The sequence below is a fragment of the Treponema bryantii genome, assembly GCF_900113965.1.
In the GTDB taxonomy this organism is placed as follows: Bacteria; Spirochaetota; Spirochaetia; order Treponematales; family Treponemataceae; genus Treponema_D; species Treponema_D bryantii_A.
Window position 1 is genome coordinate 203,325 of sequence record NZ_FORI01000001.1, and the last position, 14,895, is coordinate 218,219.

15 protein-coding genes are annotated in these 14,895 nt (G+C 42.5%); 8 read left to right on the forward strand and 7 right to left on the reverse strand.

Features of this window, described 5'->3' with window-relative positions; genetic code table 11:
- Window position 1 precedes the first annotated feature (1 nt).
- From BM161_RS00900 to BM161_RS00915, 3 genes are all read right to left on the reverse strand, one after another.
- On the reverse strand, window positions 2-550 hold the full coding sequence (locus BM161_RS00900; protein ID WP_074929788.1) for a ClbS/DfsB family four-helix bundle protein: 549 nt from the start codon (window positions 548-550) through the stop codon (window positions 2-4).
- A gap of 1 nt (window position 551) precedes the next feature.
- A complete protein-coding gene (locus BM161_RS00905; RefSeq protein WP_083425616.1) occupies window positions 552-1,484 on the reverse strand; it encodes a DUF3781 domain-containing protein in 933 nt (310 codons plus the stop codon).
- A 75-nt stretch (window positions 1,485-1,559) separates the two neighbouring features.
- Entirely contained in the window at window positions 1,560-2,498 is a 939-nt protein-coding gene (locus BM161_RS00915) for a helix-turn-helix transcriptional regulator (RefSeq protein ID WP_074930247.1), read from the reverse strand.
- Between the two features lie 88 nt (window positions 2,499-2,586).
- Between BM161_RS00915 and BM161_RS00920 the strand changes: the two genes are divergently transcribed.
- From BM161_RS00920 to BM161_RS00935, 4 genes are read left to right on the forward strand one after another with little or no spacing between them, the layout of a single operon-like run.
- Entirely contained in the window at window positions 2,587-3,507 is a 921-nt protein-coding gene (locus BM161_RS00920) for a fructosamine kinase family protein (protein ID WP_074929790.1), read from the forward strand.
- On the forward strand, window positions 3,497-4,075 hold the full coding sequence (locus BM161_RS00925; RefSeq protein ID WP_074929792.1) for a DNA-deoxyinosine glycosylase: 579 nt from the start codon (window positions 3,497-3,499) through the stop codon (window positions 4,073-4,075). Before BM161_RS00920 ends, BM161_RS00925 begins: the two co-directional genes overlap by 11 nt.
- On the forward strand, window positions 4,050-4,412 hold the full coding sequence (locus BM161_RS00930; protein WP_074929794.1) for an arsenate reductase family protein: 363 nt from the start codon (window positions 4,050-4,052) through the stop codon (window positions 4,410-4,412). Before BM161_RS00925 ends, BM161_RS00930 begins: the two co-directional genes overlap by 26 nt.
- A gap of 14 nt (window positions 4,413-4,426) precedes the next feature.
- Window positions 4,427-4,771 (forward strand): MGMT family protein, encoded by a 345-nt coding sequence (locus BM161_RS00935; RefSeq protein ID WP_074929796.1) that lies wholly within the window; start codon window positions 4,427-4,429, stop codon window positions 4,769-4,771.
- Here BM161_RS00935 and BM161_RS00940 read toward each other — a convergent pair.
- Window positions 4,768-5,679, reverse strand: a complete 912-nt coding sequence (locus BM161_RS00940; RefSeq protein ID WP_074929797.1) for an SMP-30/gluconolactonase/LRE family protein — start codon at window positions 5,677-5,679, stop codon at window positions 4,768-4,770. The genes BM161_RS00935 and BM161_RS00940 overlap by 4 nt on opposite strands.
- 66 nt (window positions 5,680-5,745) lie before the next feature.
- On the opposite strand from BM161_RS00940, the gene BM161_RS00945 reads away from it, so the two are divergent.
- The 4 genes from BM161_RS00945 to BM161_RS00960 all read left to right on the forward strand — a co-directional run bounded on the left by BM161_RS00945 (window position 5,746) and on the right by BM161_RS00960 (window position 11,739).
- Entirely contained in the window at window positions 5,746-7,068 is a 1,323-nt protein-coding gene (locus BM161_RS00945) for a DUF763 domain-containing protein (RefSeq protein WP_074929798.1), read from the forward strand.
- 211 nt (window positions 7,069-7,279) lie between these two features.
- Window positions 7,280-8,449: a PP2C family protein-serine/threonine phosphatase gene (locus BM161_RS00950; protein WP_074929799.1), complete on the forward strand. Its 1,170-nt coding sequence runs from the start codon at window positions 7,280-7,282 to the stop codon at window positions 8,447-8,449.
- A 3-nt stretch (window positions 8,450-8,452) separates the two neighbouring features.
- Window positions 8,453-10,837 carry an ATP-dependent RNA helicase gene (locus BM161_RS00955; RefSeq protein WP_074929801.1) on the forward strand — a complete coding sequence of 795 codons (2,385 nt, stop codon included), beginning with the start codon at window positions 8,453-8,455 and terminating at the stop codon, window positions 10,835-10,837.
- An 80-nt stretch (window positions 10,838-10,917) separates the two neighbouring features.
- The gene (locus BM161_RS00960) at window positions 10,918-11,739 is read left to right on the forward strand and encodes a YdcF family protein (protein ID WP_074929802.1); all 822 of its coding nucleotides are present in this window, start codon (window positions 10,918-10,920) and stop codon (window positions 11,737-11,739) included.
- Between the two features lie 42 nt (window positions 11,740-11,781).
- On the opposite strand, the gene proC is transcribed toward BM161_RS00960, so the two are convergent.
- The 3 genes from proC to BM161_RS00975 form a co-directional block, all read right to left on the reverse strand.
- Window positions 11,782-12,570, reverse strand: a complete 789-nt coding sequence (proC, locus tag BM161_RS00965) for a pyrroline-5-carboxylate reductase (protein WP_074929804.1) — start codon at window positions 12,568-12,570, stop codon at window positions 11,782-11,784.
- A gap of 13 nt (window positions 12,571-12,583) precedes the next feature.
- Window positions 12,584-13,381: a glutamate 5-kinase gene (gene proB / locus BM161_RS00970; protein ID WP_074929805.1), complete on the reverse strand. Its 798-nt coding sequence runs from the start codon at window positions 13,379-13,381 to the stop codon at window positions 12,584-12,586.
- A gap of 91 nt (window positions 13,382-13,472) precedes the next feature.
- On the reverse strand, window positions 13,473-14,762 hold the full coding sequence (locus BM161_RS00975) for a glutamate-5-semialdehyde dehydrogenase (protein ID WP_074929808.1): 1,290 nt from the start codon (window positions 14,760-14,762) through the stop codon (window positions 13,473-13,475).
- Window positions 14,763-14,895 lie beyond the last annotated feature (133 nt).

Here is a 14,895-nt window from a genome sequence, read left to right on the forward strand (position 1 = left end):
GTTATTTACAATTCTTAATATGAGCTTTGATTTTTTTTATAGCCCAGTCGTAGTGGCTTGAGGTTGTGCTGACACAATAATCTCCCAGCGCTGCGTTTCCTGTCCATGCAAAATACTTTGGGATAAAAAGTTCTTCATTTGAATAACTCTCTATCAGATTTATTACATCGTCATGGCTTTTATCGAGCAACTTTCTAGCTTCTTCCAGACTTGTTTTCTGATGATTATTCCAGAACATTACATTCATTGCGCCATAAGTTTTCCACGAATATTCTGATGGGAGGAAGGCAATTGCTGATTTTTTGTCAGTGATGTCTTTATTGTTTTTCGGAAATTTGAGCATAAGCTGATGCCATTCATAAAGATGGATCAAAACATCGCGGACATTTTTGTCGCGGCTCCAGTGAGCTTCTTTTTTGCTTGGTTCGCCTGAAAAATCAAATGGTGTATTAAGTTCTTTTTCAGACATTCCTTCAATGAGCTTGATAAGTTTGTCGTAATTTTCTTTTGCTGCGGTGAGCAGGTCGTCTTTAGTTTTTGGTCTTGGCATATTACATCTCCTGATTAATTATATCACTGAATTCTTTTAGAAGTTCAGTTTTGTATATTTTTTCTCTGGTAGAAGTACGAACTTCTTTCCAGAGGATTGAAGCGGTTTTGAGTTTATTTTTAAAGTGAGTGGTGGCAGGGTCAGTACAGAAGTCGTGAACGAACTTGTTCCATTGTAGAGAGACTTTGTCGTATTTTGCGTAAGTTTTAGTGCCGTAAAAAATGTCGAGGAGGTCACCTAGGGTGAAAGAGATATCGTTGGTTTCCTTTACTTTACGAACGGTGGCTACCATATCGACGTTGAATTTGAAATTATCGATTCCAGTCTGTTGAGAGAAAAAATCGCGGAAACGTTGATTAAAACAAAAACCACATTCAATAAGGTTTGTTTGTGGAGTGAGAACTAACGACTGATAGTTTTGGTTTGTAGAAGAACGTGGTATGGTGGGCACAGCTTTCTTTGGAGCAATGATAGTTCCCTTGAAGTACTGTTCTATGTTGTGATTGAGCTCAGCCTTCATGCCTGAGGCATCGATCTTGAGAGATTTACAGATGGCCTGGAGTTCTTCGCGGTACCAGTAGTATCTGGAAAATTCTGCGAAGGATTTGATTTCGTCGAAAGGTGGGCGTTTCGTGCTTGTGGTTTCGATACACCCGCTTCGCGGGCACCCAACCACTGGGTGTGGGTGCGCTGTGATTATAGTATAACTGTAAGCATTCACGGTGATGCAGATACCATCAATTTCGCAGTACCAGTTTTTGCCTTGGCGGGTAATTTTACAGTCAGGGTAAGAAATCTTTTGCTTACAAAAATCGACTACATCTGAAACATTATCATCGAGAGAAAGATTTTTTCTGATACGGTCTGCTCCCATAGGAGTAGTGTGAACCTTGCTGAGATTATCTAATAATGGACAGTTTGCAGCATTCATCATGGTTTTATTATAAGACTTTAAATATGACAATGGCGTGTCATATTTAAAAATATTATTTTTTTCATTTATGATATGCTATCGAGTTATGTAATTATTAAGCACGTCATTGGCAAGTTTAATAATTCTTTCACGAACTGATTTTGGTGAAAGAATTTTGAGATCTGGTCCAAAGCCTAGAAGCAGATCCTGAAGCCAGTCTTCATCTGGAACAGTGAAGCTGGCTGTAATACTTCCGTCTTTGTTTGGTACTACTTCAGAACAAATAAAGGTATCAAGCAGATATGAGATTTTATTATTGGAAACCTTTGCTTTTATGTTAATCATTTTAGGCTTAGGTCTTTGATTTTCAAAGTATGGATTAACAGCTGGAACAGAAAAGCGGGTTACTGTAGCAGTACGTCCAGTCATTGAAATATTTCTCATTCTGGAAAGTTTGAAAAATCTTTCGGCTTGTCGTGTCGTACACCAGCCCTGTAAATACCAGGCTTGACCTTTGTAAACCAGTTTCCATGGATGAACAAGACGATGTTCAGTTTTTCCATCTCCACGAAAATATTCAAAAGAGACCTGACGTTTTTTAAGAATACATTCGCGAAGAGTTCCAAAGAGTTTTCGAACTTCGCTGCCTTCAGGACTCCAGGGAGAGAAATCAACTTCGAGCCAGTCTGTATCAGTGGTAACCAGACCTGAAATTTTTTCGGCTGCTTTTAAATTTGCATTAACTGCAGAAGACGGGTTTCCCGTCAGACTGTTAAAGGCTTTTACACTTGAAACAATAGCAAGACGTTCTTCTTCAGAAAGGATTCGTTTATCAAGAGCGTATTTTTCTGAGATGGCAATTCCGCCGCCACGGCCTTTAAGGGAATAAACAGGAACTCCGGAAACCGAAAGTGCGTCTATCCAGCGATAAATGGTTCGGGTAGAAACTCCAAATCGTTTAGCCATTTCACTGGCGGTGGACTGTTTTTTATCAATGAGGATATAAACAAATTCGAAAAGCTGATCTATCTGCATAAAGAAATTATACATCTGAAAATATGACATCGCAATGTCATATTTAATACTACTCGACATCACACGATTTTATGTCTATCATGGGTTTATGAATATTACACTTCCACCAAATTATAATTCTCTTGCTGGTGCACTTGTTGCACTTTTTGGTAATTCAGTTGCTATTGCAGAAACAGACAGACTTTCCGGAGGCGACATAAATAAGGCCTATGGTCTAACACTTACAAACGGAAAGCATATTTTTATGAAGGCAAACGCAAAACAGAATGCGGCCTTTTTTACAGCAGAGGCGGCAGGTCTTACTGCGATCGAAAAAACTGGAGCAATAGGTACACCAGAAATTTTATGTACGGGAACTGATGATGGAGAGGATGTAGGTTATAGCTTTCTTTTACTCAAGTTTATAAAAGGCGGAAAGCAACAGAAGAATTACTGGCAGGAGCTGGCACGGAATCTTGCGAAAATGCATAAAGCAGATACTTCCATTTATTTTGAGGGTAACGGTAAGTTCGGATTTTTCCAGGATAATTTTATAGGCGCACGGCCACAGTGTAATACACCTTGTGACAGCTGGATTTCTTTCTTCCGTGATAACAGACTTGCTCCACAGTTTAAGGCAGCGGATTCTTATTTTGAGACTAACGACCGTAAGTTAGTTACTAAACTGTTGGATCATCTGGAAGAGTTTTTAGTTGAACCGGAAAAGCCAAGTCTGCTTCATGGAGATCTCTGGAGCGGTAATGTAATGTGTGGTCCAGAGGGAAAAGCAATGCTGATTGACCCTGCCACTTACGTAGGACACGCGGAAGCAGATTTAGCAATGACAGAGCTTTTCGGTGGTTTTCCGCCAGAGTTCTACGAAGCATATCGTGAAGCAAATCCTCTGCAGCCAGAGTATGAAAACCGCCGTGACCTTTACAATCTATATCAGCTTTTGAATCATCTGAATCTTTTTGGTCCGACTTATCTTGGACCTGTTTTGAGCATTGTTGCAGAATATGTCGGATAAAAAAGAAAACATCAGAGAAACAATTTTGCATGAAATAGAACCGGTATGGAATGAAGAAAGCCGAGTTCTTATACTTGGGACAATGCCGTCTCCTGCAAGCCGTAATGCCGGATTTTTCTACATGCATCCGCAGAACAGATTCTGGAAGGTGGTTCCAGAAATTTTTGGCGAAGCACTGAAAATCCCGAATAATGCGTCCGACCGACTTGCGGCAATCGCAGAACGACGAGACTTTTTACTTCGCCACAATCTTGCTCTTTGGGATGTGCTTGCTTCCTGTGATATTCAAGGTGCTGCAGATTCCAGCATAAAAAATGCAAAGCCAAATGATTTTACTGAACTGTTTGAAAAATCAAAAATCCGACATGTCTTTTGTACAGGAAAAACTTCTTTTAATTTGTGGAAAAAATTTTGCGCAGCACAATATGAAGAGAGTTTTGGTCTGACCTGCGAATGTCTTCCGAGTACAAGTCCTGCTAATGCCGCGTGGAGCATGGAAAGGCTTGTGGCGAAGTATCAGAAAATATGTTATCATTCCAGATATGATTCAGATATTCGGAACAAATAAATCTTTTGATACAAAGGCGGCTCAGCGATTTTTTAAGGAACGCCGCATCGACTTTCAGTTTGTAGATCTTAAAGAAAAGGAAATGTCTCCAGGCGAGTTCGACTCTGTAGTTTCTGCACTCGCAAGAGAAGCGGGTACGCGTGCTGATGCAATTGATTTATTGATTGATAATAAAGCTAAAGATTATGCCAGCATCGCTTATCTGGACGAGAGCGAAAAAGAATCAAAACTTTTTGAAAATCAGGCAAAGCTGATGAAGCAGCCTGTATGTCGTAATGGTAAAACTGCGGCTACAGTTGGTATGCAGCAGAAGATTTGGGAAAGCAGGAACGTTTAGTTCCTGAATAAGATATGTCTGACCTTAAAGAAACCATCTACGCGGCAGTGCGTTTGATTCCACGAGGAAAAGTTGCATCCTATTCTCAAATTGCCGCCCTTGCAGGAAACTGTAATCTTCGCCGCTATGTTGGAAATGCCCTTCACGAAAATCCAAGTAATCAGATAACTCCGTGTCATCGTGTGGTAAATGCTAAGGGCTTCTGTTCTGGAAGCTTTTCATTTGGTGGGCCAGATGCACAACGCGAAAAACTCGAAGCAGAAGGTATCACCTTTGTAGATGGCCACGTCGATATGGAAAAACACAATATTACTGAAGAAGATTTTGAAGTAATAAAAGCTGAACTTGATAATAATTAATGAATTGTTCTCCGAAGGACCAATTTAAAGTAATCACAGCTGCAACCTTTAACATCAACCTTGCAGGTAAATAAACAGCCGTCATGTTCACCTGTCTGTTCATTTCCTGAAGTGGTGATGAAGAGAGTATCGAGATTGTCACCGATAAAACAGCAGGATGTAACGTTCTTTGCATCTACATTTATTACAGCTAAAAGAGAGCCGTCTTTTGTGCTGCGTTGTTCTATACGGCTGCCACCCCAGAAGGCTACCCAGAGATTATCCTGGGAGTCAATGCACATGCCGTCGGTGAGGCCATTGTTTTCTTCGGGTTTGAAGAGGATCTGGCGGTTGGAGATTTCGCCGGTTTTCAAATCGTAATCATACGAAAAGACTGCGTATTGTAAGGTGTCGGAAAAATAAAATTTTTTTCTATCAGCACTCCAGGCCATTCCATTTGAGATTTTTGTATTTGGCTGGAGACAGGTGATTTCGTTGTCTTTAAGACTATCAAGGCAGAAAAGATTTCCACTTGCTTCGTGAATATCATCGTCTACAGATGAGCCGAAGAAGAGTCGGCCTGCAGGATCAGCCTTGGCATCGTTTGAACGCTGATATGATTCGTAATAGTCTTTTAGATTTTTGATAAGTTTTGGCGCTGGATTTTCTGAGCCTTCAATTCCGGTGTCTTGAAGATAAAGACCGTCAGTTCCTGCAATAAGATAACAGTTTTCTTTTACAGTTGGAACGGCTGAACCAATTGCCTGATTAAAACAGAAGGTTTTTCGAATTCCGTCTGGTCCCTGAGTGAAAAATTTTTTGTCCATAATGTCGACCCAGGAAATTGTTTTTGTACGTGGATCATAAAATGGAGATTCTCCTAAAAGATATTTTTCCTTAGAAAAAACTTGAGCGTTATAAGTTTTCATATTACCTCCTGGCGGCCGTTGGCGGTCCTTTATTGTTCATGATATAATAAAACCGGGTTTGGGAAAATGGCTGGAATAAGAAATAGCGGACATGCAGATTTGCCTCTTCATACGGGTACGGTGCCTCGTTGGCTTGCCGACCGCATGATGGTTTTAGGAACTCTTATAACAGAATCCCTTGTTGAAAACTTTGGGCCTGAAGAGGTACTTGTTCGCCTTAGTGATCCTTTATGGTTTCAGTCGTTTGGCGCTGTGATGGGAATGGACTGGCACAGCTCGGGAATTACAACGAGTGTAATGTATGCGCTTAAACGTGGCTTGAACCCGAGAGCAAAAGAGCTTGGAATTTATGTTTGTGGTGGCCGTGGTAAATATTCACGGATGACACCTGATGAACTTTTAGGTATTGCAGATGCAGAAGGGCTTGATGGAGACGCACTGGTCCGCAACAGTAAGCTTGTAGCAAAAGTGGACAATAATGCGGTGCAGGATGGATTTCAGCTTTATCAGCATAATTTCGTTTTAACACGAAATGGAAGCTGGGCTGTTGTTCAGCAGGGCATGAATACTGCAGAAAAGAAAGCCCGAAGATATCACTGGTGTTCAACTAACTTACGTTCGTTTGTTGAAGAACCACATAGTGGAGTAGTTGGGGATAATAAAGGTAAAATTTTAAACCTCACAGATTCAAAAGCAGACAAGGCCCGCAGCTCTATTCTTGAGATGAGTCGTGAAGAGCCGGAAAGAATGATTAATGAAATTCTGCAGATTGAAAAGCCGGCAAGTGAAATAATCCTTTTACAGGGCGGGGGCGTTACGGGGGTGTCCCCCGTTAGAAGGGGTAGCGAGCAACGAAGTGCGAGCGAGGGGGAGACTTCCCCCATCCAACTGGAATTATTTCCAGAGATGACTAACGAACGTTCGATAGTTATGCCTACTCATCACGAAGTAAGGGAGCAGGATGTTGATCTTAAAAGGCTTGGTGGAGTTCTGGCTACGGCTTATAACTCGCAGCCAAAGGACTTTGAGGAACTTCTACTTACTCCGGGGCTTGGACCGAGAACTCTGCAGTCACTGGCGCTGGTGAGCGAAGTTATTTATGGAACTCCGAGTCGCTTTACAGACCCGGCCAGATTCAGTTTTGCACATGGCGGAAAAGACGGACACCCGTTCCCGGTACCGCTGAAGATTTACGATGAGTCTATTCGTATTCTTAGGGACAGTATTGAAAAATCAAAGCTTGGTTATAAAGATAAATCTGACTGTATTCGAAGGCTGCATACTGTTGCGATGAATGTGGAACAGAACTGTGCTCCCGATGTAGATTTTGATGCGGCAATTCAATTTGAACGGGAACACTCAAAAGAGTGGGATGGCAAAACTGTATAGATTTATACTATAGAAAATAAAACGTTTTAAAAAAATAAAAAAACATTATATAATGATTGAAATGGATTTTAAGAAGAGAGTAAAAAATAGTTTAAATGGTCTCACATCGTCCTATCAACGGGCACGACTGGTTTCTATTTTTGTAGCTTTTTGTTCGCTTTTGTATCATATTTCCATTTGCCTTTTTTTCTATGTAATAAACATAAAGCCGATGTTCTATTACAACTTCATCAGTATTACCGTTTTTACAATCATTTTAATTCGAGTTCCAAAGCTTAAGTCCTATGTTTTTGTTTACAATATTGCATTGCTGGAAGTTATAGTTCATCAGATTTTGGCGGATTATTTTCTGGGCTCTTACAGCAGTTTCCACTCGTTTATTTTGTTAATGGGACTTTTGCCCTTCCTTATTTTTGAAAACAAAAAGCGATATGCATTGCCGATTACCGTAGTAAGTTCTGTGCTTTATATTTATTTTTCTTGCAGAACTATTGAGGCACATGCTCAGGTAGCTGCCAGAACTTTGTTTGGTATTCGCTGTATGAATATTACGATTACAGTTTTCATCATCCTTTTTGTGGTTTTGATTTATACACGTGTTGTTTACAGAATTGAATACTATCTGAAAAATCATAGTGACTCTCTGGAAAATGAAATTAAGATGGCGGCAGTCATTCAGCAGAATTTTTTCAGACAGGAAATTGATGATATTAAAAAATATGAGGTTGCATATTTCAGCCGTGCAATGGTTGGAGTTTCTGGTGACCTCTTTGACTTTTATAAGTCTGGCGAAAAACTGGATGGTCTTGGAGTATTTGATGTTTCGGGCCACGGTATTTCTTCTGGTCTTGTTACAATGCTCGTTAAGAATATTATTCATCAGGAATTTTATAAACAGAATGATGAAGAGCTTTGGGAAATCCTCAATAGAATTAATGACCGCGTAATTGAAGAGAAGGGAGATATTCAGAATTATCTGACAGGTATTCTTGTTCGTCTTTATGAAAATAAAATTGAACTTGTTGATGCAGGTCACCCGGCACCGATTCTTTACAAGAAAAAGACCGGTGAGTGTAGTTATGTAAAACTTGCAGAGCGCTCTGTGGGTGTTATTGGAATTGCAGATTTCCCTGTTTATTATGAATCGCTGTTTTATGATTTTGAAGATGGTGATGAACTGATTCTTTTTTCTGATGGTGTTATTGATATTAAAAACGAACAGGATGAATATTTTGGTAAAGAACGTCTGCTGGAAGCTGCAAAATTAAATATTGAAAAAACTGCGGCTGAACAGGTAAGTTTTATTGCAAACAGTATTTATTCTTTCTGTGGTAATCGTGAGCAGAATGATGACCTTACTATCATTGTTTTGAAAAAGTAAAAAATGTTAAATTCTAAAGAACTGTCTCAATTTCCAATTACACCATATCTTGAACAGATTTGTGATGCACTCAAAAATTCTTCTTCCCGCTTTTTGATTTTAACTGCAGAGACGGCTGCCGGAAAATCTACGGTGCTGCCGCTGGCATTGCTGCAGAATTTCTCTGGAAAAATTCTGATGACTGAACCTCGACGAATTGCGGTGCTTGGTGTTGCAAACCGATTGGGCGAACTGGCAAGTTGTGGTGAAGGCGGAAATCCTGTTGGTTATAAAATCCATCTTGAAAGTAAGATTACTCGTGATACAAGACTTGAGGTTGTGACTGAAGCAATTCTGGTTCGTCAGCTTCAAAGTGATCCGGCGCTGGAAGATTACAATGTTGTTGTGCTGGATGAGTTTCATGAGAGGTCGGTAAATACAGATTTAGCGCTGGCGTTTTTGAAAGAGGCGATGCAGCTTCGCGATGACCTTTTTGTTGTGATTATGTCGGCTACGATTGATACGGGGAGGCTGCAGAGATATCTTGGCGGATCGGCCGAGGGTGGCGAGGTGAAGACACTGGCTGAGGTTCCGGTATTTTCTGTGCCTGGGCGGCAGTTTCCCGTGAGGGTGATGTATGAGCCGGAAAAGTCTGTGGTGGTGGCTGTTAGGGAGGCGCTGAGGGCATCACGTGAAGGAAATATCCTAGTTTTTCTTCCGGGAATTGCTGATATTCGTAAGGCGCAGGAAGCTCTGCTTGAGACTGGTGATTTTGATGCAGACAGCGACACCGAGCTTTGTGTGCTTCATTCGAGCGTTTCTCTTGAAGAGCAGAAGCGGGTTATTAAACCACCGCGGGAAGGAGAGAGTGCCAAGCGTCGTGTAATTTTGTCTTCTGCGATTGCGGAAACTTCGCTTACTGTTCCCGGTGTTACAACTGTTATTGATTCGGGGCTTGCCCGCATAAACCGCATGGATTTGAATATCGGCATGGAAAAACTTTCTACAGAAGTTGAAAGTGAATTTTCTGCTGAGCAGCGAAAGGGACGTGCGGGTCGTATTTGTGAAGGAACCTGTATCCGCCTTTGGGATGAACATGACCCTCGTGTAAAGGAACTGGCTCCGGAAATTTTGAGAACAGACCTTGTTCCGGTTGTGCTTGAGTGCAGTGAACGTGGCGTTTACAGCGTGGAAGGAATTGACTGGCTGGACAGTCCTTCTAAGGCGGCGTGGAAGACCAGCAGTGCGCTTTTGCGTCAGTTGGGTTTGATTCGTGATGATGGACACCTTACAGCTAAGGGAAAGGCTGCGCTGACTCTGGGTGTGCATCCGCGACTGGGCAGTATTGCGCTCGAGGTTTTTGATAATGGGAAGGGTCGGCTGAGTGATGAGGGGCGCGAACTATTATTGAAGTTCAGTACATATTCAGGTTCGTCGCGGGATTTGCAGAACCGGTTCATTGGGGATTTGGAACGCCGCCTCGGTGCGTGTAAATATTGTAGTGAGGGTGGGGCGGAATTCTTAATATTGTGCGGGTACCCGGACCGGCTCGCGATGAGGACTAGTGCGCCGGGGATTGAGCCGGCGGAATATAAATTTGCCGGGGGACGGCAGGCGCGACTGTATGCTTCTAATGCGCCGCTGTGGATTGTTGCGCCTGAAGTTTTGGCAAAGAACTCGGATGCAGTGATTTTTGAATTTGCTGAATTGCCGGAGGCCGAAATCGGTGAGTTTCTGGAAAAACATTGCGAAATTCGTGAAATCTGTTCATTTGCTCATGGCTCTTTGCAGAAGTTTGAACAGAAATGTTATGGCGAAATTGTGCTCTCTTCTAAAAAAGTTCCAACCAGACCAGAGGATTTTGCAGAAGCCTGGGTTACAGAAATCTCAGAAAAAGGGCTGGATTGTCTTCCAAAGGATGCCCGCATAGAAAGCCTTTTGCTCAGGGCTGAGTTTATTAAACAGCAGAATGCAGGAGAAGTTCCTGAGTTAAATGCAGAAAATGCCCGTGAATGGCTTGTTCCGTTCTTGAGCGGAGCTGCATCATTAACTTCTCAAATTGTTTATGATGCCCTTTACTGGTATCTGAATGGTTCAGAAATTGACCGCCTGGTGCCAGAACAGCTTGTGCTTGAAAACGGCCGCCGCGTTAAAGTAAAATACGAAAAACAGGCAGAAATCCGTCCGATTATAGAAATCATAATTCAGCGTATTTTTGGTTGTTTTACTACTCCACAAATCTGCGGAAAGAAAGTTTTGCTGCGTCTGCTTTCACCGGCCAGCCGCCCGCTTCAGGTTACCGAAGATCTTGAGCATTTCTGGACCGGTGCCTGGGTTGAAATCTGCAAGGAGATGAAGGGAAGATATCCGAAGCACAACTGGGATTTCCGCGTAGTGGAGAAGGAATAGATGCTGAACCCTGAATTCGTTTCAGGGTCAGCATGACGTCATCCCGAACTTGTTTCGGGATCTGATAAAGGATTTTATTTATGAATATTTTTTTAATCTTTCTAGGGCTTATCAGCATATCTTATGATTTCATCATTACCTTTATGAATCCCGGAACCTTCTGGGACATTGTGGTTTCTTTCACTCACATCTGGACGGCTCTGGGTGCTTATCTGATTTTCCTTGGAATCTATAGAATTAAAACAGGACATTCTTTCTGGAGCATCTGGAAGAAGTGGATTAAAATAACGTTCGTCAGTTTGTTTACTGTTGGATTTGCAATAGCTATTATCAATCTGATTTTTATTTTGAATCCTGTGATGGTTTCGGTAAAAGAAACTGCAGAGAATGTGATTCTTCTTGGCGGCGGAATTGATAAGGACGGAAATCTTCCTAAGCCTGTTATGGATCGTGTTGAAAAGGCTGCCGAATATCTAAATCAGCATCCGGAAACCATTTGTGTTGTGACTGGCGGAACATTAAAATGGCTGCCGTTTGCAGAAGCTCCTGAACTTAAGAATCAGCTTGTGAACAAAGGTGTAGCGCCTGAACGAATCTTAGTTGAAGATCAGGCAAAAGATACAATTCAGAATTTCCAGTTTAGTTGTAAAATGCTTGCAGAATATAGAGGGGTAAGTATTCAGGAAGTTTTAGATATGCCGACGGCAGTTGTTACTAGCCGTTATCATCTGCGCCGCAGCGAACGTCTTGCCCGCCGCATGGGCTTTAAAAATATTAAAGGGATTGGCTCTGCCTGCCCGGCAATTTACGTTCCACACAGTTACGTACGCGAAATCTGTGCATACGTAAAGTTGAATCTTAGAATTTTATTGACTGGGGAACCGAGAAGGATTAATAACTAACAACCGGTAGTTTCGACAGGCTCAACCACCGGTTGTCTATAACTATTTACCAAGTGCGATAGATCTGTTGCAAGCCGCAGTAACTGCTTCGATTACTGCGTTGCGGAAGTTATTTTTTTCGAGGGCTGCTACGCCTTCGATTGTAGTTCCGGCTGGTGAACAAACCATGTCCTTAAGAATTGCAGGGTGCTTTCCGCTTTCCAAAACCATTCCGGCAGAACCGTAAACAGTCTGTGCAGCATAAGTATATGCCTGAGCACGTGGCATTCCACAGCGAACAGCCGCATCAGCCAAAGCTTCAATAAACATAAATACAAAAGCAGGACCTGAACCACTAACTGCAGTTACGCAGTCCATCAGTTTTTCAGGAACAACTTCAACCTTACCGGCACTGCTCAAAATCTCAATTGCAGTATTAGCTTCTGCTTCAGTAATATTGTCTTTGTAAGTAACAGCTGTCATAGCTTCGCCAATCTGTGCACAAACGTTTGGCATCATGCGGATAAAGCGAGCCTTAGGAGCCCAGTTTTCGAGTTTTTCAATTTTTACACCGGCAGCCATAGAAATCACAACAGTCTTGTTAGAAATCTTTCCGGCAATTTCAGCAAAAACATCACCAAGGAACTGCGGCTTTACAGCAAGGAAAACATAGTCGCAGTCGAGCACATCAGTGTTGTTCTCAACAAAGGTAGCTCCAGTCTCAGCTGCAAAAGCCTTGCCCATCTCAACATTTTTATCAGTAACCTTAATCTGGTTCACATCATATTTTTTGCAAACAGCGCGCATAATTGCACCGCCCATAGCACCAGTTCCAATACATCCGATTTTCATTTTTTCTATCCTCCTATTCAGCCGAGAACAAAGTTCCCTTTGCGTTTTCTTCTAAAAGTCCGGTGAGTGCCTTTTCTTTGCCGCCATTAGCAAGCAGCATCTCAATTCCATACTCGGTTACCTTCTCTGCAGCCTGAATCTTTGTTTCCATACCGCCGGTACCAAAAGCGTTTGTATCTCCAATCTTAATTGATTTTCTGAGTTCTGGAATCGACTCAACACTCTCAATCAACTTAGCCTCTGGATTTGTCTTTGGATTATCTGAGTAAACGCCGTCGATGTCACTGAAGAGAATCAAGAGGTCTGCTGACCACAAAATTGCTGTGAGTGCACTCAGGTTATCGTTATCACCAATCTTAATTTCATCAAAGCTTACACTGTCGTTTTCGTTGATGATGGGTACAACGCCTTCGTCAACCAGAGTAAACAATGTATTGCGGATATTCAAAGAGCGGTGTTCGTTCTTAAAATCATCCTTTGTGAGTAAGAGCTGACCGATATGAAGGTCTTGCTTCTGGAAGGCCTTGCGCCACTGATGCATAAGCTCTACCTGACCAATTGCGCACAGGGCCTGGCGGTAGTGAACGTCCTTTTTGCGGGCCCATTCTTTTGTTGTAGAAACACCGGCAACCTGAGCTCCCGAAGAAACCAGGATAATCTGTTTTCCCTGTTTGATAAGCTCGGCACACTGAGCGGCAAATTCTTCCATGAACAGAGTGTTCTGAGTTCCGTCTTCTTTTGCCAGAGTGTTCGAGCCGATTTTTATAACTATTTTTCTAGCTTTTTTTAGGCTTTCGTTTATTTTACTCATTTTCGTTTTTCCTTTCCGTCGTCATTGCGAGGAGCGTTAGCGACGTGGCAATCTAATAAATGGATTGCTTCGCTTTGCTCGCAATGACGGTCTATCTTATTTGTCCTTCACCATCTATCAGATACTTGGTGGTTGTTAATACTTTAATTCCCATAGGTCCGCGGGCGTGCAGCTTCTGGGTGCTGATTCCGAGTTCTGCGCCGAAGCCGAACTCGCCGCCGTCTGTAAAGCGGGTGCTGGCATTTACGTAAACGCAGCTGGCGTCAATCATAGACTGGAAGAGTCTTGTGTTTGCGCGGCTCTCAGAAATAATGCTTTCACTGTGCTTTGTATTGTGCGAATTGATGTAGCTGATTGCTTCTTCAATTGAATCAACAACCTTGATACAGCATTCGTAGTCCAGGTATTCGTTGCCAAAGTCGGCATCGGTAGCTGGAACGAGGGTGGTTTCGATACACTCGCTTCGCGAGCACTCAACCACCGCTGGTTTTAAGATTTCAAAAGAACGTTCATCTGCGTGAAGTTTTACGCGGCCGGCAAAAGTTTCTTCCAGTTTTGGAAGAAATTCGGCAGCAACTTTACTGTGTACAACAATGCACTCAATAGCGTTGCAAACGCTTGGACGCTGAATCTTTGCATTCTCAGCAATTTTACAAGCCATATCCAAATCACCAAATTCATCAACATAAAGATGACAAACACCACTTCCAGTTTCAATAACCGGAACCTTGGCATTACGAACAACGTTCTCTATCAGCTTTTTACCGCCGCGTGGAAGACATACATCAATCATACCAACGGCATTCAAAATCTCATCAACATCACTATGGTCGTGTTCGCGTACTTCAACCAGTTCAATTGCATCAGAAACACCGCCGGCAACTCCATCCAGCGCTGCCTTAATCACTCTTACAATCTCTTTATTTGAATTATAGGCAGAAGATGAACCACGAAGCAAAATAGCATTTCCGCTCTTATAAGCGAGACTGAAGGCGTCTACAGTAACGTTAGGACGGCTTTCGTAAATAATTGCCACAACCCCGAGCGGTACACGAACCTGACGGATTGTCATTCCATTGGGAGTTTTCCAGCCTGCAACCTCTTCGCCAACGGGGTCTGTCTGACTAATCACAATGCGAAGACTGTCGATAATGCCGTCAATTCTCTTATCGTTGAGCATAAGACGGTCAATGATAGATTCGGAAATGCCGGCAGCACGGGCAGCTTTTACATCTGCGTCGTTAGCAGCAATAATCGAAGCACGGTTTTTGTCCAGGGCTTCGGCTACTGCAACAAGTGCGGCATTTTTTTCGCTGGCATTCTGAAGGGCAAGCTTCTGACTGGCAGCACGCAGGGAATTGGTTGTTTTTTTCAGGTCCATAGGGTTCCTCGTTGTGTCATCCTCGGGCTTGATCCGGGGATCTTGTTCTGGTGATTTCGACAGGCTCAATCACCGCGGTTTTGTAAAAAAAAAGACCGGAACTTACCTAAGCTCCGGTCTGCTAAATTCAAAA